Source organism: Frateuria sp. (assembly GCF_035944355.1).
Lineage (GTDB): Bacteria > Pseudomonadota > Gammaproteobacteria > Xanthomonadales > Rhodanobacteraceae > Frateuria_A.
Genome location: NZ_DASZBH010000004.1, coordinates 218,304 through 237,278 on the forward strand (window position 1 = coordinate 218,304; position 18,975 = coordinate 237,278).

Consider the following 18,975-nt stretch of genomic DNA (forward strand, 5'->3'; position numbering starts at 1 on the left):
GCCTCAGCTCTCGCGCACGGTCTGGCTGGCCGGCTGGCCGAACGAGGGCGGCCGGTCGGCCAGGGCGGCGCCGAAGCGTTCGTTCGGCGTGGCGCCCATGGCGAACTCCAGCGTGCCGCCGGCGGCCAGTTCCTTATGGCTGATCCAGCTCTTGGTCCACGGCTGGCCATTCCAGCGCACAGACTGGATATACGGCTTGCCCGGCCCGTTGCCGTGGGCGAGCACCTCCAGCGTCTTGCCGCCGCCCAGCGCGACCTGCGCACGGTCCAGCAACGGGCTGCCGAACACGTAGTGGGTGCTCACCGGATCGACCGAATACAGGCCCAGCGCGCTCAGCACGTACCACGCGCTCATCTGGCCGCAATCCTCGTTGCCGGCCAGGCCGTCGGGCTGCGGCCGGTACATCGACTCCAGCAGCATGCGCACGCGCGCCTGGGTCTTGTGGTGCGCGCCGGTGTAGGCATAGAGGTAGGCCACATGGTGGCCCGGCTCGTTGCCTTGCGAGTACTGGCCGACCATGCCGGCGATGTCCGGCGGCGCGTCGGCCGGCAGCGCCGAGCTGGTGGAAAACAGCGTGTCGAGCTTGCGCTCGAAGGCTTGTTCGCCGCCGAACAACTGCATGTAGGCGTAGAGGTCGTGCTGGTTGAGGAAGGTGGCCTCCCAGGCGTTGGACTCGGTGAAGTCGCGCCATTTGTCCGAGTGGCCCATGGCGCGCGGATCGAAGGGTTGCAGCCAGGCGCCGTCGCTGCCGCGCGGACGCACGAAGGCGAGCTTCTTGTCGAACACGTTGCGGTAGTTGCGCGAGCGCTTGCGCAGATGCTCGGCGTCGGCGTGCGCGCCGGCCGCCTCGGCCAAGCTGGCCAGCGCCCAGTCGTCGTAGGCGTACTCCAGCGTCTTGCTGACCGACTCCCAGTCCTTGTCGGCGGGGATGTAGCCGAGCTTGCGGTACCAGGTCAGGCCGCGGTAGTCGTCGTCCATGGCGCGCTTGCGGTAGAGCGGCCAGGCCCTGGCGTAGTCGATGCCGGTGAAGCCTTTGGCCTGCGCCTCGGCGATCACCGCGACGGAGTGGTAGCCGATCATGCAGCCGGTCTCCACGCCTTGCAGCGGCCACACCGGCGGGCCGTCCGGGCTCTCGGCGGCCATCCGCACCAGGCCGTCGACCAGGTCGGGCACGCGTTCGCTCTGGTACAGCGTGAGCAGCGGATGCAGCGCGCGGTAGGTGTCCCACAGCGAATAGGTGCTGTAGTTGTGCCGGCCCTTGGGCAGCGTGTGCACCTTCAGGTCCATGCCGCGGTAGCGGCCGTCCACGTCGCTGAACAGGGTGGGCGCGAGCATGGTGTGGTAGAGCGCGCTGTAGAAGGTGCGCTTGACGGCTTCGTCGGCGGCATCGATGCGGATGCGCGAAAGCTCGCCTTCCCAGGCATCGGCCGCTTGCTGGCGCACGCGCTCAAAGTTCCAGTCGGAAAGCTCGGCGTCGAGATTGCGGCGGGCGCCGTCGATGTCGACCGCGGAAATGCCGACCTTGACCAGCAGCGGCGCGCTGGCCGCGTCGTCGAAGTGCAGCGCGGCCTTGAGGTGCGCGCCGCTGGCCGAGCGCGTGCCGTCGGCCAGCGGCCTGTCTTCCGAGTACAGGGTGGCGCGCGAGACCGGCCGCGAGAGCTTCATCGCGAAGTGGATGTAGCGGCCATTGGCCCACTGGTGCACGCGCCGGCTGCCGACCAGCAGGTCATCGCCGATGAGTTGCAGCTGCGCGTCGCTGACCTTGGCCGGCACCTTGGCGTCGTCGTGGTAGCCGTGCGCCAGATCGACCAGCAGGTGGCCTGCGCCGTGCTTGTTGAACGTGTAGCGGTGCAGGCCCGCGCGCAGCGTGGCGGTGAGCTCGGCGAGGATGTCGTGGTCGGCCAGGCGCACGCGGTAGTAGCCCGGCCGCGCCTGCTCGCCGTCGTAGCGCGAGCGGTAGCCGCGGCCGGGCTTGCCCACCGCGTCCGGCGGCAGGCGCGAGCTGGCGAAGGAGGCCTCGTCGTAGTGCGACTGGTAGTTCTTGTCGGGCAGGCCCCGCGCGCCGGGGTCGAGCAGCACCTCGCCCTGTGCCGGCATCACCAGCACGTCGAGCATGTCGCTGGCGCCGGTGCCGGACAGGTGCGTGTGCGAGAAGCCCATGATCGAGCCGTCGTGCTGGTGGTAGCCCGAGCAGGCGTCCCAGCCGGCGTCATTGGTGTCGGGGCTCAGCTGCACCATGCCGTAGGGCAGGGCGGCGCCGGGAAAGGTATGGCCGTGGCCGCCGGTGCCGACGAACACGTCGACGTAGCGCGACACGCCCTCGCCGGGCAGCGCGGCGAGCCGGTCGCGGCCGGAACGGCTCATGGCGAAGGCGGGCAGCATGTCGGCCGCGGTGCCCAGGGTGGCGAGGGCGCCAATGCCCTGCAGGAAGCGTCTGCGCGTCAGCATGTCGGGTTCTCCTGTGGGTCGGTCAAGCACGTGGAAAGAGGCATTGCCCGCTTCAATCCCTCTCCCCTCCGGGAGAGGGATTGGGTGAGGGGTCGGGGCTCGCGGCAAAGCTTGGGGCTGGCTCTTGCGGAAGCGCGAACCGACCGTCCGGGCAACGCCAGGGAGAGGAAGGGGCGGAATGTCGTACAAGCGTATTCATGGCTGGCGCAACAGCTCCGGTCGTTCGTCCGCGAGCTTCACCATCAGCTCGCCGAACAGACTGTTGGCCCAGGCGAACCAGGGGCGCGTGTAGCGCAACGGATCGTCCTGGTCGAAGGCTTCGTGCATGAAGCCGGTGCCCGCATCGGTGTCGCGCAGCCAGCGCAGGCACTGGACGATCCGTGCCGGATCGTCCGAGGTCAGCGCCAGCATGGTGATCGACATCGGCCAGATCATGCGCAGGCCTTCGTGTGGCCCACCGATGCCTGCGGCCGCCCTGCCCTCGAAGAAGTAGGGGTTGTGCCTACTCCAGGCGCGCTCGCGCGTACGCCGGTAGAGCGGGTCGTCCGCGGCGCAGCAGCCGAGGTAGGGCAGGCTGAGCAGGCCGGGCGCGTTGGCGTCGTCCATGAACAGCCGGTTGCCGTAGCCGTCGACCTCGTAGGCCCAGTGCTCGTTGCCGTCTTCATCGCGCATGCGTCCGTCGCGATGGGTGGCGCGTTCCACCTCGTCGGCCAGCGTGGTGCACTCGGCGGCGAAGGCGTCGTCATGGTGGATCGCGCGGGTCATCGCGGCGAGCCGCCGCAGCACGGCCACCGCGAACAGGTTGGCCGGCACGAACAGCGGATACAGACAGGCGTCGTCCGACGGGCGGAACATCGAGTGCAGCATGCCGTTGGGCCGCGTCGGCTGGCCGTAGCCATCCAGGGCGAGGGTTTCGGTGGGGCGGTCGGAGCTGCGCAGGAAGCGGTAAGGCCCGCGGTCGTGCAGGCGCTGCTGTTCGCGGAAGGTCTGGACTACCTTCCGCATGGCCTCGCGCCAGCCCTCGTCGAACGGTTCGGTGTCGCCGGTGGCCTGCCAGTAGGCGTGGGCCAGGCGGACCGGCCAGCACAGCGAGTCGACTTCCCATTTGCGCTCGCCCACGCCCGGCTTCATCGTCGTCTCGTCCTGGCGTGCCCAGCTCAGCGGCGGCGCGTGCGTATCGCGCAGGAAGGCGTTGGCGTACGGGTCCAGCCGGATGCAGTGCGCCTGGCGGCGGATCAATCCGCGGAACAGCCGCTGCAGCGCGCGATCCTCCCTGGCCAGCGGCAGGTAAGGGTTCACCTGCGCTGACGAGTCGCGCAGCCACATGGCGTCGATGTCGCCGGTGATCACGAAGGTGTCCGGCTTGCCCTCGAGCGTGCCGAGCTCGACCGTGGTGTCGAGCGTGTTCGGGTAGCAGTTGCCGAACATCCAGGCGAGTTTCGGATCGCCGATGCGCGCCTTCACCCGGGCGATCTGCGCATCCACCGCTGCGCTGGTGAACTTTCGCTGCGACGGCGGCGGCCGGTGGCTGGCGAAGCTCGTGGGCGCGGCGGCAAGCGGCGGCAGGCGCGCGGCGAGCATGCCGCCGGCGGCGGCGTTGCCCAGGATTTTCAGGAAATGGCGGCGGTCGCTCATGCTCTTGCTCCATGACTCATCGCGGCAAGGCCTGGCGGCCGGTGATGACGAAGTCGTCCTTCTCGCCGGGCGCATCGCCGGGCTGCCCGCCGCCGACGAACAACTGGTAGTGGCCTGCTTCCACTGCGCGCAGGCCGGCGGCATCCACGGTGCTCAGCTGCCGCGGCGAGAGCGTGAACTCCACCCGCCGGCGCTCGCCCGGCGCGAGGTGGACGCGCCGGAACGCGGCCAGCGCGCGGCGCGGCGCCAGCGGCACGTCGCTGGCCAGGTAGGCCTGCACCACCTCGTCGCCGGCACGGGCGCCGTCGTTGCGCACGGTCACGCCGACTCCGAGCGTCGCGCCGGCGGCCAGCCGCGTGGTGGAAAGCGCGAGGTCGGCATAGCCGAAGCGCGTATAGCTCAGGCCATGGCCGAACGCATACAGCGGCGTGCCGCCGAAGTAGCGGTAGGTGCGGCCCTGCATGGCATAGTCGGTGAACGGCGGCAGATCGCGCGTGGCGCGGTAGAAGGTGACCGGCAGTCGGCCGCCAGGGTTGCTGTCGCCGGCGAGCACCTGCGCGATCGCCGTGCCGCCGGCCTGGCCGGGATACCAGGCGGCGAGGATCGCGTCGGCATGCTGCTGCGCCCAGTCCAGCGCCACCGCGCTGCCGGAGAGCAGCACCACCACCAGCGGCTTGCCGCCGGCGGCCACCCGCTCCAGCAACGCGCGCTGCACGGCCGGCAGCGCGATGTCGGTGCGGTCGCCGCCGTCGAAGCCGGGTACCTCGATCTTGAGTTCTTCGCCCTCGACGTCCGGCGACAGGCCGACGAAGGCGACCACCACGTCCGCCTCGCGGGCGGCGGCCATCGCTTCGGCGGCCTGCGCGCGCGGCGGGGCCAGCCACTGCAGGCGGACGCCCTGGTCCTCGCCGGCGTGCGCCAGTTCCAGTTTCAGCGGATGCGGTCGCCCGGCCAGGTGCAACTTGGCCTGCAGCGTGGCGCGGTCGCTGCCCGCATCGTCGATCAGCTTGCGCCCGTCGACGTACAGGCGCACCGCGTCATGCCCGCGGCAACTGAAGCAGCGTTCGACATGGATGGCCAGCGTGTAGTCGCCCTCGCCCGGCGGCATCAGCTCGCCGCTCCAGCGCACGGCATAGCGCGCGGCGTCGAGTCGGTCGTCGGGCGCCACGCGATCCCAGTCGAAGTCGATCCTGCGGTCGATGCGGCTCAGGCGCGGCGCGCCTGCGAAATCGACCGTAGCGAAATACTCGCCCCGCAGGCCGAGCGCATCGCCGCTGCGCAGCGCGGTTTCCGGTATCGGCACGGGCACGCCCGGCGCAATGGGCGAACCTTGCGCATAGGCCACCCGCTGGGCGCCGAAGCGCCGGCGCAAGCCTTCGAGCGGCGTGACCGGCGCGCGCGCGGTGCCGTGGTAGTCGGCTTCCAGGGTTTCGATGGTGTCCGCGTTCGGGCCGATCACCGCGATCCGCGCATCGCTGCGCAAGGGCAGGGTGGCGTGCGCGTTCTTCAGCAGGACGATCGATTGCAGCGCGGCATCGAGCGCCAGGGCATCGTCCGATGGGCCGTCCGCGACGTCGGGCTTGCGGTACGCACCCAGCCGGTAGCGCGCGGTGAACAGGCGCACCAGAGCGGTATCGATGTCGGCCTCGCGCGCATAGCCCTTGCGCACGGCCTCGCCCAGCGCGGCGTACGCATTTCCGCAATCGAGGTCGGTACCGGCGGCGAGCGCGGCGGCGGCGGAGCGCGCGTCGTCGGGCCGGTAATGATGGAACTGTGTCATGTCGTCGACCGCATCGCAGTCGGACACGACGTAGCCGCCGAAGCCCCAGTCCCGGCGCAGGCGTTGGCCCAGCAGCCAACCGTCGGCGCAGGCGGGCGTGCCGTCGAGCGCGTTGTAGGCGCACATCACCGAGCCGGCCCGGCCTTGGGTCACCGCAGCGCGGAAGGCGGGCAGGTAGGTGTCCTCCAGGTCGTGCGGGGGGACCTTCGCGTCGAAGCCGTGGCGGCCGCGCTCCGGTCCGCTGTGCGCGACGAAGTGCTTGGGCGTGGCGATGGCGCGCGGATGGTCCGGGTCGTCGCCCTGCACGCCGCGGATGTAGGCCACGGCCAGGCGCGCGGTGAGGTAGGGGTCCTCGCCGTAGGTTTCCTGTCCACGGCCCCAGCGCGGGTCGCGGAAGATGTTGATGTTGGGCGACCACAGCGTCAGGCCCTGGAACAGGCCATGCTGCGCGCTCGCGTCGAAGTGCGCGCGCGCCTGCATCGACAGGGTGTTGCCGACCGCTTGCAGCAGGTCGGGATTCCAGCTCGCCGCCAGTCCGATCGCCTGCGGGAAAACCGTGGCATAGCCGTTGCGGGCCACACCGTGCAGGCCCTCGTTCCACCAGTTGTAGGCCGGCACGCCCAGGCGCGGGATGGCGGGCGCGTCGTTTTGCAGCTGGGCGATCTTCTCCGGCAGCGTCAGCTGCGCGATCAGCGCGCGGGCACGCGCCGCCGGGCCGTCCGCCGTCGCGTGCACGCGGCAGGCGAGCGCGGTCAGCGCGCACAGCGTGAGCGCCGCCCAGCCGCGCTTCATGGAGCGCCTCCGGCGCTGGCGCCGGCAAGGTCCTGCAGGCGCAGTGCGCTGCGCAGGGCGTCGAGGGCGGCATCGCTGCGCACGGTCACGCGCACCGGCTCGCCGGGGAGCAGGTCGAAGGCGTTGTCCGACGGCGTGGCGTCGAGGTCGCCGAAGGACATCCACACGCCGCGCGCCAGCACGTCGCTGCTCAGGGTCAGCGCGTAGCCGCCCGCGGCCGGCGCCCATTGCGCGCGGATGTGCGGCATCGGCAGCGCCAGGTGCTTGGGCTCGTCGAAGAAGACGAGGTTGCGCGAAACCACCTGGTCCCCGGCCAGCAGCTCGAACGCGGCGAAACTGCTTTCCGGATCGGCGCCACCGAGCAGTTGCGCATCGCTGAAATCGGCCACGTGCGTGGCCGACAGCGGGGCAAGTTCGGTGTCCGCCTGCTGCCGGCGCAGTCGATGGCCGGAGAAATCCATCACGCGCAGGCGCCAGCGGACGGCTGTGGGCGTGGTGCGGTCCGACACCAGCGTAAGCGCCGTGGTGTTGCCGTCGCGCAAGGCCGCCACCAGCAAGGGCGCGTAGAAGCGCCGCGCATGGAACTGCAGCGCCTTCCAGCGGCCGTACCAGTCGATGCTCGACCAGGAGATCGCCGGCCACACGTCGTTCAATTGCCAGTACAGCGAACCCATGCTGCGCGGCCGCGAGGCGCGCAGGTGCTCGGCCGCCAGGCCGATGCCCTCGGCCTGCATGAGTTGGCTCAGGTAGACCAGCGAGGGGAAATCCCTGGGCTGGCCGTACTCGCGCTGCACGTACATCAGCAGGCGGCGGTTGCCGTTGCCGCCGTCGTACTTCTGGTGCGCGCGAAGCACCGGCGAGTCCGCTTCCAGCGCGCCTGCGCCGGCGAATGCGCGGATCGTGCGCATCGATGGGAACGACTGCAGGCCGTATTCGGCCTGGAAGCGCGGCGTGACGTCCAGGTAGGCCCGGGCCGGCTTGGCCTCGCCCGACCATACGTCCCAGTAGTGGTAGTCGCCCTGGTCCAGCGCGGTGGCGAAGCCGTCGTCGCCGGTGCTGGGCGAGCTGGGCCAGTACGGCACGTCCGGATCGTGCCGGGCCACCACCTCGCGCAGCACCCCGCCGAACAGCGTGCGCATGCCCTGTTCGATGCGCGCGTCCTGCGCCGGCGTGATGGACTTGCGGAAGGCCTTGCGGTCGTCCCACGAAATCCAGCTGCTCTGCACCTCGTTGTTGCCGCACCAGAGCACCAGGCTGGGGTGGTCGCGCAGGCGCTCGACCTGCTCGATGGCCTCCGCGCGCACGTTCGCGACGAAGCCCGGGTCGTCCGGCGGAATCGCGCCGCCGAACATGAAGTCCTGCCAGACCATCAGGCCCAGCCGGTCGGCCATGGCGTAGAAGCTGTCGGGCAGGTAATGCCCGCCGCCCCATACGCGCAGCATGTTCATGTTGGCGTCGCGCGCGGACGTGAGCACCTGGCGCATCTGCGCCTCGGTGACGCGGGTGGGGAAGCTGTCGAAGGGGATCAGGTTGGCGCCCTTGGCGAACACCGGGATGCCGTTGACCACGAAGGCGAAGCCGCGGCCCCAGCGGTCCTGGTCACGCCGCAGTTCGACGCTGCGCAGGCCGACCTCGCGGGTGGCTTCGTAGAGCACGGCGCCGGCCTTGTCGCGCAACCGCACGTGGTAGGCGTACATGTCCTGGGCGCCGTAGCCGGCCGGGTACCAGCGGCGGGGGTGGTCGATCGCCAGCGGCACCTCGACGCGCCCGCTGCCGGCTGCGAGCGTGACCGGCTGCGACCGGTGCGTGACCGTCCGGCCGTCCGGCCCGCGCACGTCGATTTCCAGTTGCAGCGAGGCGGCGCTGTCGGCGTCGATCGCCAGCTGCAGCTGGGTCTGCGCGCGCTGCGCATCCACGTGCGGCTGCGCGACGTGCAGGCCGGTGACGCGCGGGCCGTCCCAGCTGTCCAGGTGCACGTCCTGCCAGATGCCTTCGGTGACGATGCGCGGGCCCCAGTCCCAGCCGTACTGGTAGGCGGCCTTGCGCACGTAGTTGGCGCTCTGCCGGCCCTTGGGCTCGTCGCCGAAGGCGGAGTCGAATTCGCCGGGCAGCGCGTAGGGCTGGCGCGCGAGCCAGGGCTGCAGGCGCTCGATCGGCGAGTACAGCCGCACCTGAAGCGTGTTGGCGCCGGCGCGCAGCCAGGGTTTTGCCGGCACGGCCCAGCGCCGGAACATGTTGTCCGCGCTAAGCAGCTTGTGGCCGTTGAGGTAGACCTCGGCAAAGGTATCCAGGCCATCGAACGCCAGTTCGACATGCCGGCGCGCCAGCGTGGCCGCGTCCACGGTGAACGTGGTGCGGTAGACCCAGTCGGACAGGCCCACCCACTGGATGGACTGCTCGTTCTCGCCCAGGAAAGGATCGACCGCCAGCCCGGCGGCGAGCAGATCGGTCTGCACCGTGCCGGGCACCGTGGCTGCCAGCCAGCGGGCGGCCTGCGGGTGGTCCGCGGCGTGGCCATCGCCGGGCGCCAGGCGGAATTGCCAGCCGCTGTCGAGCTTGCGCGAAACCAGCGGCGCCGCCGTGGCCAGCACCGGCAACAGCAGAAGCCACGCGCACGCGATCCGTGGCAGGCGTGGCCTTGTGCGCGTTCGGGTCGGCGGGACGGGTGCGGGCATGGCGTTTCCTGGCGGCACGGGCGACGGGCAGCGGCGTCGCCGCCCGGCTTGCACGGCTAAGGCGGATGGTTTCCCGCCTGCATGGACAGCTCCCGCAGCGCCGTCACCATCGCGCGGATCTCGGTCGCGTCGCTGCGCCACTCGCCTCCGGCCATGTCGTCGAGGCCCGGCTGCCGGTGGCGCATGCGCGAGGGCAACTGCTGCTTCGCCGAGGCATGGAATTCCTTGGCGCCGGTGGCCTGCGCCAGCGCCGCGATGGTGCGCGCATGCACGCCCGCGCCCGGCATCACCGACAAACGGCCGGCGGCCTGCGCCAGCAGCGCGCGGATCTGCGCCGCGCCGTCGATGGCGCTGGCCTGGCCGCCGGAGGTCAGCACGCGTTCGCAGCCGAGGTCGATCACCGCTTCGAGTGCTGCGGCCGGATCGCTCACCATGTCGAAGGCGCGATGGAAGGTGACCCCCAGCGCCCCAGCCGTCGCGACCAGTACGCGGCTGCGCGCCGCGTCGACCTGCCCCTGCGCATCGAGCACGCCCAGCACCACGCCGTCGCAGCCCAGCGCGACGCACATCTCGATGTCGCGCTGCATCACCTCGCACTCGAAATCGTTGTAGAGGAAATCGCCGCCGCGCGGACGGATCAGCACATAGAGCGGAATCGCCAGCTGATCGCGCGCCGTGGCGATCTCGGCGTACGAAGGCGTAACCCCGCCCAGCTCCAGCGCCGCGCAAAGTTCCACGCGGCCCGCGCCGCCTTCCTGCGCCGCCAGCGCGGAAGCCACCGAATTGGCCGCCACTTCCAGCAAGGGCACGCTGTCGACAGCCATCAGCAAGATCCGCCGAGAGGGGCCAAGGCGTGTGCGGCTCGGGCGCGACAGGCCGCCGAGCAGACGTAGACGCTTCGGGATGGCTGCGGACGGCCCACGATTCCCACCGTTTAGATCGATCTATATGGAAGGTAGCATCGCACACCAGGGCTTGCATGCGGCAATGCAGTAATCGCCCGAGCCGCGGTCGGACCGAGAAAAGAGCGCTTCAGTCCAACTGCAAGCCGGCCTGCGCTGTGGCGGTCGCGCGCGGCCGCGCGCGGCAGAACTGCAGCAGCTCCGTCAGGCGGGCGCCCTTCTGGCGCCAGTCGTGGAAGATCGATTCCCCCAGCAGGGCGTAGTGCCACGGTCGTTCGCCGCGCAGGTGGGGTGGCAGGGCGTTGATCCGCTCGCACCAGGTCACCGCGGCCTTGAGCTTGCGCTGCACGTTGGCGTGGATCACCTGCTGCTGGGCCTTGGTCTCGACCAGGTAGATCCCCTCGTCGGTGCGCACCAGGAAATCAGGGATGTAGAACGCGGCCAAGCCGTCCTCCTTGATGTAACGCAGGCGCGCGAAGTCATGCCGGTTCTCGCTGATCTTGCAGAACGCCTCGACGCTGGCGTCTGTCTGCGCCCATTCGATGAACGCGCGCTCCAGGCCGCCGCTGCGCGCGGGATAGGACAGGCGCGTGTAGATGCACTTGCCCACCTCGAGCGAGGCGCTTTCGCGCACCATGATCCGGGTCACCTCCGAAAGCCGCCGGTGGCGCACTTCGGTCCGGCCGACCACCGGCAGCTCCTCGCTCTCCTTCAGCGCCAGACCGAACACGCGCACGATGTGCTCGATCACCGGCTGCAGCAGCAACAGTCGCCAGCCTTCGTCGGCGAACGGCTCGAAGGGCCCGCCGAACAGCCGCTCGCGGATGTACTCGTCGAGCGCGGTGGCCAGTGCCGCGGTATGCACCTGCAGGTAGGGCCGCTCCATGCGCGGGCTGATCCGATTGCCGCCCGGCAACGGGAAGCTCAGTGCCTGGCTCACGCGGCGGGTAAGGCGTGAGAGCAGTTCGTTGTAGCCGCTTACGTTCATCGCCGCGCCATCGACGCGGTAGTCGCCGAACAGCGTGCTGCTCTGCAGGTCCTGCGAGGTGAAGGTGTCGCCCTTGCCGAGCAGCGCGGCGAGCCGGTCGCGGCTCATCGCGCTGAACGGCGCCAGTGCCTGCACGTCGATCGGCTGGTGTTCCAGGCTCTCGTCCGCCTCGCGGAGAACGAACGGGATGGCGAAGTCGTAGCGCTCGTAGCCTTCGCGCAGCTCCGCGGGCACCATGTCGCCTGTGCTGCTGCCTTCGTCTTCGTCGCCGCTCGCGCCGACCAGCCCCTCGCGCATCAGCTCGTCGTAGAAGCTCTGGAACGCTGGATGCTCGACGATCGAAAGGATGTCGATCAGCGAGCCCGGTTCCTCGCCGCGGTTGATGTGCTCGCGGTTCTCGCGCTTGATGTCGGCGTATTCCGGGTCGCGCCACATCAGGCGCAGGCCGCGGCCGATGGTCTGTTCCAGCAGGATCTGAGCCTGGCTGGAACGCAGCGGCACGATCACGCAGATGTTGTTGACGTCGAAGCCCTCGCGCAGCATCAACACGCTGACGATCACGCGCGGCTGGGCATGGCGGTCGACGTTGAACAGCCGCTGGCGCAGCGGCGCCCATTGCTTCTCGCCCAACTCGGCCTTCTTGCCGGAATCGACGGGCAGCACGTCGTCCTCGTGCAGCCCCTCGTCCTGCAGGAACTGAGTGACCATTGGCGTGACGGTGGTGTCCTCGCACACCACCAGCATCTTGGGGTGGCGCGTGGGGTCGAGGCGGGCGAAGTCCGCCTCCAGCTTGCGCAGCTTCTGTAGGCCGGCGCGCAGCATCACGCGCTGGCCTTCGGACAGCGTCGGGTTGCCGGCCTCGTCGCGCTCGGCCTTGAACTCCAGCGGCAGCGCGCCGAGTTCCTTGCGCTTGTCCAGCACCAGCGACTTGACCAGGCCCAGCCGCATGGCGGCCTTGAGGTCGAAGTCCACCACGATGTGCGGGAAATAGACCTTGGCCTTGCGCTTGCCGGTGCCCACGTCGTTATACGGCGTGGCCGAGAAGTCCACCTGCGCGAAGCGCCGGCCCTTGCCCTCGGCGATGATCGACAGGCTCTTCTGCCACTCGACTTCGCTGGTCTCGCCGCCGGACTTCAGCTCGTGGATGTGGTGCGCCTCGTCGTTGAACACCATCAGGTCCGGCAGCTCGGCCAGGTACGCCAGCGGGTTGCCACGCGCCCAGCGCCGGTCCAGCGTCTCCAGGCTGTTGCCGGCGGCGCGGCCGGGCGCCAGCGGCAGCACCGCGTAGGCGACCGAGGAGGCGTCGGCCACCATGCCGGGCGCGTCGATCCACTCGGCCTCGTCCTGCTCGATCTCCTCGCCGGCATCGCTCAGCAGGTGCCAGTTGGTGATCGCGATCATGCCGTTGCCGGTGGCCTTCAGGCCGATCTCGTTCTTGGCGCAGACGTTGCCGCGCACGAACTGCGCGATGCGTTCGCGGTAAGCCGGAGGTGCGAACAGCTCGGCGAAGCTGGCGATGTCGGAGGTGGAAAAGTCGCGGCTCTTGTCCTCGCGCTCCTTGCCCAGGAAGGCATCCAGCAGCCGCTCGTACACGATCAGGCCAGGCGCCACGATCAGGAAGCGGCGCGTGAAGCGCGGGTCGTCGCGGCCTTCGTTGAGCGCCGCGGTCTTGTTGAGCAACTGCCAGATCAGCAACGCCTGCAGCACCCAGGTCTTGCCGGTGCCGGTGGCCATCTTCAGACAGTACTTCGGATGACCGTTCTTGGCCTGCGCTACGTCGCTCAGCCGCATGCCTTCGAGCAAGGCCGGCTCGCACACCTGGCGGTACAGGTCGGCCAGGTCGGGACTCGCCAGCACCTCATGCGCGACGATCAGGTTGAGAATTGCCTGGCGCTGGCCCGAGTGGAAGTTGACCGTGCGCGACTGACGAGTCTCGTCGCCGAACCACCAGCGCAGCAGTTCGGCCGTCACTGGCGTCACCTGGTCGTAGAGCTCCGCGACGCCCTGTTCCAGTCCGACGCACAACTGGTCGGTACGGCGGGTAAGCGCGGCGGCCAGCGCCAGCGGCTGCTCGATCGCGCTCATGCCTTCGGCTCCGCCACCGCTTGCACTACCTCGGCCTCGAAGCCGAACACGTCCACCGCGCGCACGCACACGCGCCGCTCGCCGGCCTTGCGCGGCACGGCGAAGCGCGCCTCGGTGACCACGCGCAGCGCGTCGTCATCGTTGGCGGTATTGCCGCGATAGTCCTGCCACACGGAACGGAACACCTCACCGTCGTAGTCCGGGTCCACCGCCCAGTACTCGATCAGCGCCAGAGGCTCGGCGTTCATCACGCGCACCAGCTTCTGGCGGTTTTCGTCGTCCAGGTTGATCGCCTCGGGCGATAGCAGCACGTAGTTTTGCAGCGAGACGTGCAGTTGTTCGCTGCCGTCCAGCCGCTCGCGCCGGATCGGCCTGACCGTCAGGTACTGCAGGCTGGAGAAGCGCACCTGGCCGCGCAGCTTTTCGATGCCGCCCTTCTTCTTCAGGCGGTCGAGCAGGTCGGGCGGGATCACCAGCACTTCCAGCCGGTCGTCGTTGAGCGCGGTGATGCTCTGGCCGATCGCGGGCTCGAAGTTCCAGCCCAGCACGACCACGCGGTCCCAGCCGCCCATCAGGTTGTCGCGCTGGGCGATCGCCCGGCGCAGCGTGGCATCGCCGGTGAGCTTGTTGGGCGAATCGACCAGGACCAGCGTCTTCTTGCCGGCGAAGGTGACCGCGCCGAGGTTGCGCAGCGGGTTTTCTTCCGCCGGCAGCGGCAATGCGCCGTAGAGCGACAGCACGATGGCCGACAGGTCGCCCACGCGGAAGCTGCGGCCCATCGCGCTCTTGGCCGCCTCGACCTGGTAGTCGCCGATAGCCTGGTAGAGGAATGGCTTGGCGCCCTGGTCGATCAGTCGCTTGCGCATGATCATGCAGGCGGGTTTGCCGAGGTCCGTGGTGATCCAGCGGCGGCCGAGCTTTTCGGCGACGGCGGCGGTGGTGCCAGAGCCACCGAAGAAATCGGCAACCAGTCCGGCCGCGGGAGTCGATGCCTCAATTACCCGTGTCAAGAGGGACTCGGGCTTCTGGGTGTTGTACTGCAGGCGTTCGACCGCTTGCGAATTAAGAGGTTTGATGTCATGCCAAAGCGAATGTACCGCTGCTTTGGATTCGTCCAGATATCGCTTGACGGCAGGCTTTCCGCTTGCAGTGAAGACAATTTTTCCACTTGCCATGAGTTCATCGATGCTCGTCTGGTTCCAACGCCACATGGCTCCCGCAGGAGGTTCGATAGTTTTGTCCCCAAAGCGCATTGGTTTTCCCGTTCGGCCATGTGCGGGAGCAGTTGCGTTGTCCAAGCGATATCGTCTGCCATCGGCATCGACCTGGGTGAAGTGACTTTCTTGATAATCCTGCTTCAGATCGGTGAATTGTTTATTGAAAAAATAATCTTCCGTTTTCGAGTAAAAAAGGAGGTTGTCATGCACGATGCCAAAGCGGTTCGCATCCGCGTGATAATTGAATCGCTGCCACACTATTTCATTTAGAAAATTACTTCTGCCAAAGATTTCATCCATGGCTATTTTTACGTAATGACTCACATGGTAATCTAAGTGCACATAGATCGACCCGGTGCGCGCAAGCATTTCGCGCATCAACACTAATCGCGGAACAATCATCGTTAGATACGACGCCGTTCCGTCTGACCAAGTGTCTGAGTAGGCAAATTGTTCGATCACTGTCGGCCGCTGCTCCAGTTCTGCTCCAGGCAGCATTACTTTCGTGCGGTAATCAGCCTTGGAATCGAATGGCGGGTCGATATAAATAAGATCGACCTTGCCTCGAAGGCTGGGCGTGTTCTCGTCGCCCGCCAATAGAGCAGCCATCGTCAGCAGGTTGTCGCCGTAGATCAGTCGGTTGGTCCAACTGGCTTCGCCTTCCGCATCCAGGCGCGCCTGTCGGCTGGCAGCAGCGATCCAGTCATTGTCGCGGGTGTCGCGCGAGGGCAACACCCATTCACGCGTCTGCAGGCTGACGCGATGACGCCCCTCGAGGTGCTCCAGGATCTTCTCCGCCTGCTGGCGCCCACGGGCGACGATCTCGGGGAGCTGTTCGAGCAGGGACTTGGGCATGGCGACGCCTGGCAGTGGTACGATCGCCAATGAAAGCAAAACTTTCGATATCTATAAAGCAAAAGTTTCTAGGCTGAGGTGGGTGGCGACCTATGGTCGCCGCCATGACGAGCGAATCGATCGCCTTTGCCAAACGTCTTGCGGCCGCCTTGGAGGCGGCCGGCATCGAGACGAGCCCGGCAGTGCTGGAGGTACTGGTACCCCGCCACGGCGGCGGCACCGTGACCTCGCAAGCGATCTCCGGCTGGCTCACGGGCAAGCACATGCCCAAGAAGGCCAACATGCGGGCGCTGGCGAAAATCGTAGGCTTGCCCCCGCACGAGCTTGAGTACGGAGCTGCGTCGAAGGGCGTGCGCGAGACGCATACAGCATGGCCCGATCATGTGCTGGGCCACGATCGGCTCGCGTTCGAGGAGTTTCTGTTGTTGCCGGAAGCGCAGCGCAAGCTGGTGCGCGAGTTGATTAACCTACTCGCTCAGGGGCGTGGCAAGGGACGGTAAGGGCGATCAGGAAGGCTTCCCGCGAGCCCGGCTCCTCATCCCAGCCCTCTCCCCGCAGAGGAGAGGAAGCGCCTAAAGGCTCGCGACTTGCTGGCATCATGGGAAGCCTTCCCTGTCGTGATTCCCCATGTCCTCGCGTTCGGATGCTACCCAGATCGCCATCGCGATCGGCGCCCTGCTGGTCGCCATGGTTTCGTATCAATGCGGCGCCTCGCTGGCCAAGCACCTGTTTCCGCAGGTGGGGGCGCAAGGGGCGACGGCTTATCGCCTGGGTATCAGCGCGCTGATCCTGCTGGCGTGGCGCCGGCCGTGGCGGCGGCTGCGGGACGGCCGGGACTGGCGCGGTTTGTGGGCCTACGGGTTGTCGATGGGGGCCATGAACCTGGTGTTCTACCTGTCGCTGCGCACGGTCCCGCTGGGGCTGGCGGTGGCGCTGGAGTTCACCGGACCGCTGGTGCTGGCCATGATCGGTTCGCGCCGGCTGCTGGACTTCGTATGGATCGCACTGGTGATCGCGGGGTTGGCCTTGTTGCTGCCGTTGCGCGGTCAGGCGCATGCGCTCGATCCGGAAGGCGTGATGTACGCGCTTGCCGCAGGGCTGGGCTGGGCACTGTACATCGTCACCGGGCAGAAGGCGGGCGCCGCCTACGGCGGGGATGCGGTGACGTGGGGCACCTCGGTCGGTGCACTGCTGGCCATTCCCTTCGGCGTGGCGCACGCGGGCGCCGCCTTGCTGTCGTCGGCGCTGCTGCCCTATGCGGTGGGCGTGGCGGTGCTGAGTTCGGCCTTGCCCTATTCGCTGGAAATGGTGGCGCTCACGCGTCTGCCGGCACGCACCTTCAGCACCCTGCTCAGCCTGGAGCCTGCCATCGCGGCGCTGGCGGGCGTGGTGCTGCTCAGCGAGCACCTGAGTCCGGTGCAGTGGCTGGCGATCGGGGCGATCATCGTGGCCGCGGCAGGCACGGCGTTGAGCGTGCGCAAACCGGTGGGGGTGGAGGGACTCGGGTAGGTAAAGGACTTGCGCCTGGGCGCACAAAGTTTCCCGCAAGCCCCGCCCCTCACCCCAACCCTCTCCCCGGAGGGGAGAGGGGGCAAAGCCACGGCGCCGCCCGGCCAAAACCCGCGCTTTTTCTTGCCTCAGCTCCCGAGCGCCCGCGGCAAAGCGGCTGCAGCTCCTCTATGAGCATGCGACGTACCAAGCAAGGCGAGGCGGCACCTAGCTCTTATCCCTCACCGGGCTGAGCCAGGCCGTTTCTTTGGTTACTTTCTTTGGGCCAGCAAAGAAAGTGACCCGAGCGCCGAAGGCGATCGGAAGCTCTTCGCCGTCTGGCCAAATAGCGCCAGCGCCCGCACAAGCCCGCTTCCCTGCAAGCAAGAGGGAGCCGGAGGCATCAGCACTCGATGACGTTGACGGCCAGGCCGCCACGCGACGTTTCCTTGTACTTGTCCTTCATGTCGCGGCCCGTGTCGCGCATGGTCTTGATGACCTTGTCCAGGCTCACGCGATGCTTGCCGTCGCTCTTGAGCGCCATGCGGCTGGCGTTGATGGCCTTGACCGAACCCATCGCGTTGCGCTCGATGCAGGGGATCTGCACCAGGCCGCCGATCGGGTCGCAGGTTAGCCCTAAGTTGTGCTCCATGCCGATCTCGGCGGCGTTCTCCACCTGCCAGATGCTGCCGCCCAGCGCCGCGGTGAGGCCGCCGGCGGCCATCGAGCAGGCCACGCCTACCTCGCCCTGGCAGCCGACCTCGGCGCCGGAGATCGAGGCGTTCTCCTTGTAGAGGATGCCGATGGCGGCGGCGGTGAGCAGGTAGTCGATGATGCCGTTCTCGTCCGCCTTCGGGCAGAAGCGCAGGTAGTAGTGGCCCACGGCCGGCACGATGCCGGCGGCGCCGTTGGTGGGCGCGGTGACCACGCGGCCGCCGGCGGCGTTTTCCTCGTTGACCGCCAGCGCATACAGGTTCACCCAGTCCAGGATCGTGAGCGGGTCCTTGAGCGCGGCCTCGGGCTGGTTGCGCAGTTCCTCGGCCATCGCCGGCGCGCGCCGCGCCACGTGCAGGCCGCCGGGCAGGGTGCCGGGCGAGCGAAGGCCGCGGGCGACGCAGTCGGCCATGGCCTTCCAGATGGCCAGCAGGCCGGCGCGGGTCTCGGCCTCGGGGCGCCACACGCTTTCGTTGGCCATCATCAGCTGGGCGATGGTCAGGCCGTGCTTTTCGCACAGGCTGAGCAGTTGCTCGCCAGTGGAGAACGGGTAGGGCTGCTCGGTGGTGTCGGCGACGATGCGGTCTTCGGCTGCCTCGTCCTGGTTGACCACGAAGCCGCCGCCGACGGAGTAATAGTCGCGCGTAGCCAGCTCGTTGCCGTCGGCGTCGTAGGCGGAGAAGCGCATGCCGTTGGTGTGGAAGGGCAGCTTCTGGCGCTTGTTGAAGACCAGATCGCTCTTCTCGTCGAAAGCGATCTCGTGGCGGCCGAGCAGGCGCAGCCGGGCGGTGCCACGGATGCGGGCGAGGATGTCGGGGATGAGATCGGCATCCACCTTGTCCGGATAGTGGCCTTCGAAGCCCAGCAGCACCGCCTTGTCGGTACCGTGGCCGCGGCCGGTCATCGCCAGCGAGCCGTAGAGTTCGGCGCGCACGCGCACGACACGGTCGAGCACGCCTTTCTCCTCCAGCCAGTGCTCGGTGAAGCGCGCGGCTGCGCGCATCGGCCCCACCGTGTGCGAGGAGGACGGCCCGATGCCGATCTTGAAGAGGTCGAAGACGCTGACGGCCATGAACGCGCTGCGGTGTGGTAGACGGAGCCGTTATTCTACGCGCCCCCTTCACCTTTGGCAGTCCGTCCGCTACCGCATGGCCGACCTCGTCCTTTACCAGCGCGACTACTGCCACCTGTGCGACCAGGCGCTGGCGGTGCTCGCGCAGGCGCGCGCGCCGGACTTCGACAGCGTGTGGGTGGACGACGATCCGGCGCTGGAGGCGCGCTATGGCGCGCGGGTGCCGGTGTTGCGCGACGTGCGCGATGGGCGCGAGCTGGATTGGCCGTTCGAGGCGGAGGCGGTGGCGGCGTTCGTGCGGGGCTGAGGCAAGGGCTAGCGGGG

The 18,975-nt window shown here is 68.4% G+C and carries 11 protein-coding genes; 3 read left to right on the forward strand and 8 right to left on the reverse strand.

The annotated features are described in order from the left end of the window. Nucleotides 1-3: 3 nt before the first annotated feature. The 7 genes from VGU03_RS02145 to VGU03_RS02175 form a co-directional block, all read right to left on the reverse strand. The gene (locus VGU03_RS02145; RefSeq protein ID WP_327478236.1) at nt 4-2,448 is read right to left on the reverse strand and encodes a GH92 family glycosyl hydrolase; all 2,445 of its coding nucleotides are present in this window, start codon (nt 2,446-2,448) and stop codon (nt 4-6) included. A gap of 195 nt (nt 2,449-2,643) precedes the next feature. Continuing rightward, a complete protein-coding gene (locus VGU03_RS02150; RefSeq protein WP_327478237.1) occupies nt 2,644-4,083 on the reverse strand; it encodes a glycoside hydrolase family 125 protein in 1,440 nt (479 codons plus the stop codon). A gap of 16 nt (nt 4,084-4,099) precedes the next feature. Continuing rightward, nucleotides 4,100-6,655, reverse strand: coding sequence for a glycoside hydrolase family 3 protein (locus VGU03_RS02155; RefSeq protein WP_327478238.1), 2,556 nt, complete (start codon nt 6,653-6,655; stop codon nt 4,100-4,102). Next, a complete protein-coding gene (locus VGU03_RS02160) occupies nt 6,652-9,330 on the reverse strand; it encodes a beta-mannosidase (protein WP_327478239.1) in 2,679 nt (892 codons plus the stop codon). Before VGU03_RS02160 ends, VGU03_RS02155 begins: the two co-directional genes overlap by 4 nt. A 56-nt stretch (nt 9,331-9,386) precedes the next feature. Continuing rightward, the gene (locus VGU03_RS02165) at nt 9,387-10,154 is read right to left on the reverse strand and encodes a copper homeostasis protein CutC (protein ID WP_327478240.1); all 768 of its coding nucleotides are present in this window, start codon (nt 10,152-10,154) and stop codon (nt 9,387-9,389) included. Between the two features lie 208 nt (nt 10,155-10,362). After that, entirely contained in the window at nt 10,363-13,305 is a 2,943-nt protein-coding gene (locus VGU03_RS02170) for a DEAD/DEAH box helicase family protein (RefSeq protein ID WP_327478241.1), read from the reverse strand. Then, complete coding sequence (locus tag VGU03_RS02175) at nt 13,302-15,377, reverse strand: site-specific DNA-methyltransferase (RefSeq protein WP_327478243.1); 2,076 nt, start codon at nt 15,375-15,377, stop codon at nt 13,302-13,304. The genes VGU03_RS02170 and VGU03_RS02175 overlap by 4 nt, the downstream gene beginning before the upstream one ends. 92 nt (nt 15,378-15,469) lie before the next feature. Between VGU03_RS02175 and VGU03_RS02180 the strand changes: the two genes are divergently transcribed. Continuing rightward, entirely contained in the window at nt 15,470-15,877 is a 408-nt protein-coding gene (locus VGU03_RS02180; RefSeq protein WP_327478245.1) for a helix-turn-helix transcriptional regulator, read from the forward strand. A gap of 127 nt (nt 15,878-16,004) precedes the next feature. Then, nucleotides 16,005-16,886, forward strand: coding sequence for an EamA family transporter (locus VGU03_RS02185; RefSeq protein ID WP_327478247.1), 882 nt, complete (start codon nt 16,005-16,007; stop codon nt 16,884-16,886). Nucleotides 16,887-17,268: 382 nt separating this feature from the next. Here VGU03_RS02185 and VGU03_RS02190 read toward each other — a convergent pair whose 3' ends face one another. After that, a complete protein-coding gene (locus VGU03_RS02190; protein ID WP_327478249.1) occupies nt 17,269-18,651 on the reverse strand; it encodes an L-serine ammonia-lyase in 1,383 nt (460 codons plus the stop codon). Between the two features lie 76 nt (nt 18,652-18,727). Here VGU03_RS02190 and VGU03_RS02195 point away from each other — a divergent pair, with 76 nt between their 5' ends. Then, the gene (locus tag VGU03_RS02195) at nt 18,728-18,958 is read left to right on the forward strand and encodes a glutaredoxin family protein (RefSeq protein WP_327478251.1); all 231 of its coding nucleotides are present in this window, start codon (nt 18,728-18,730) and stop codon (nt 18,956-18,958) included. Nucleotides 18,959-18,975 lie beyond the last annotated feature (17 nt).

Bases quoted from the DNA above. Each gene is read 5' to 3' on its own strand.
- VGU03_RS02175 (WP_327478243.1), bottom strand. From the start codon at position 15,377: ATGCCCAAGTCCCTGCTCGAACAGCTCCCCGAGATCGTCGCCCGTGGG.
- VGU03_RS02165 (WP_327478240.1), bottom strand. From the start codon at position 10,154: ATGGCTGTCGACAGCGTGCCCTTGCTGGAAGTGGCGGCCAATTCGGTG.
- VGU03_RS02195 (WP_327478251.1), top strand. From the start codon at position 18,728: ATGGCCGACCTCGTCCTTTACCAGCGCGACTACTGCCACCTGTGCGAC.
- VGU03_RS02185 (WP_327478247.1), top strand. From the start codon at position 16,005: ATGTCCTCGCGTTCGGATGCTACCCAGATCGCCATCGCGATCGGCGCC.
- VGU03_RS02155 (WP_327478238.1), bottom strand. From the start codon at position 6,655: ATGAAGCGCGGCTGGGCGGCGCTCACGCTGTGCGCGCTGACCGCGCTC.
- VGU03_RS02180 (WP_327478245.1), top strand. From the start codon at position 15,470: ATGGTCGCCGCCATGACGAGCGAATCGATCGCCTTTGCCAAACGTCTT.
- VGU03_RS02150 (WP_327478237.1), bottom strand. From the start codon at position 4,083: ATGAGCGACCGCCGCCATTTCCTGAAAATCCTGGGCAACGCCGCCGCC.
- VGU03_RS02145 (WP_327478236.1), bottom strand. From the start codon at position 2,448: ATGCTGACGCGCAGACGCTTCCTGCAGGGCATTGGCGCCCTCGCCACC.
- VGU03_RS02190 (WP_327478249.1), bottom strand. From the start codon at position 18,651: ATGGCCGTCAGCGTCTTCGACCTCTTCAAGATCGGCATCGGGCCGTCC.
- VGU03_RS02170 (WP_327478241.1), bottom strand. From the start codon at position 13,305: ATGAGCGCGATCGAGCAGCCGCTGGCGCTGGCCGCCGCGCTTACCCGC.
- VGU03_RS02160 (WP_327478239.1), bottom strand. From the start codon at position 9,330: ATGCCCGCACCCGTCCCGCCGACCCGAACGCGCACAAGGCCACGCCTG.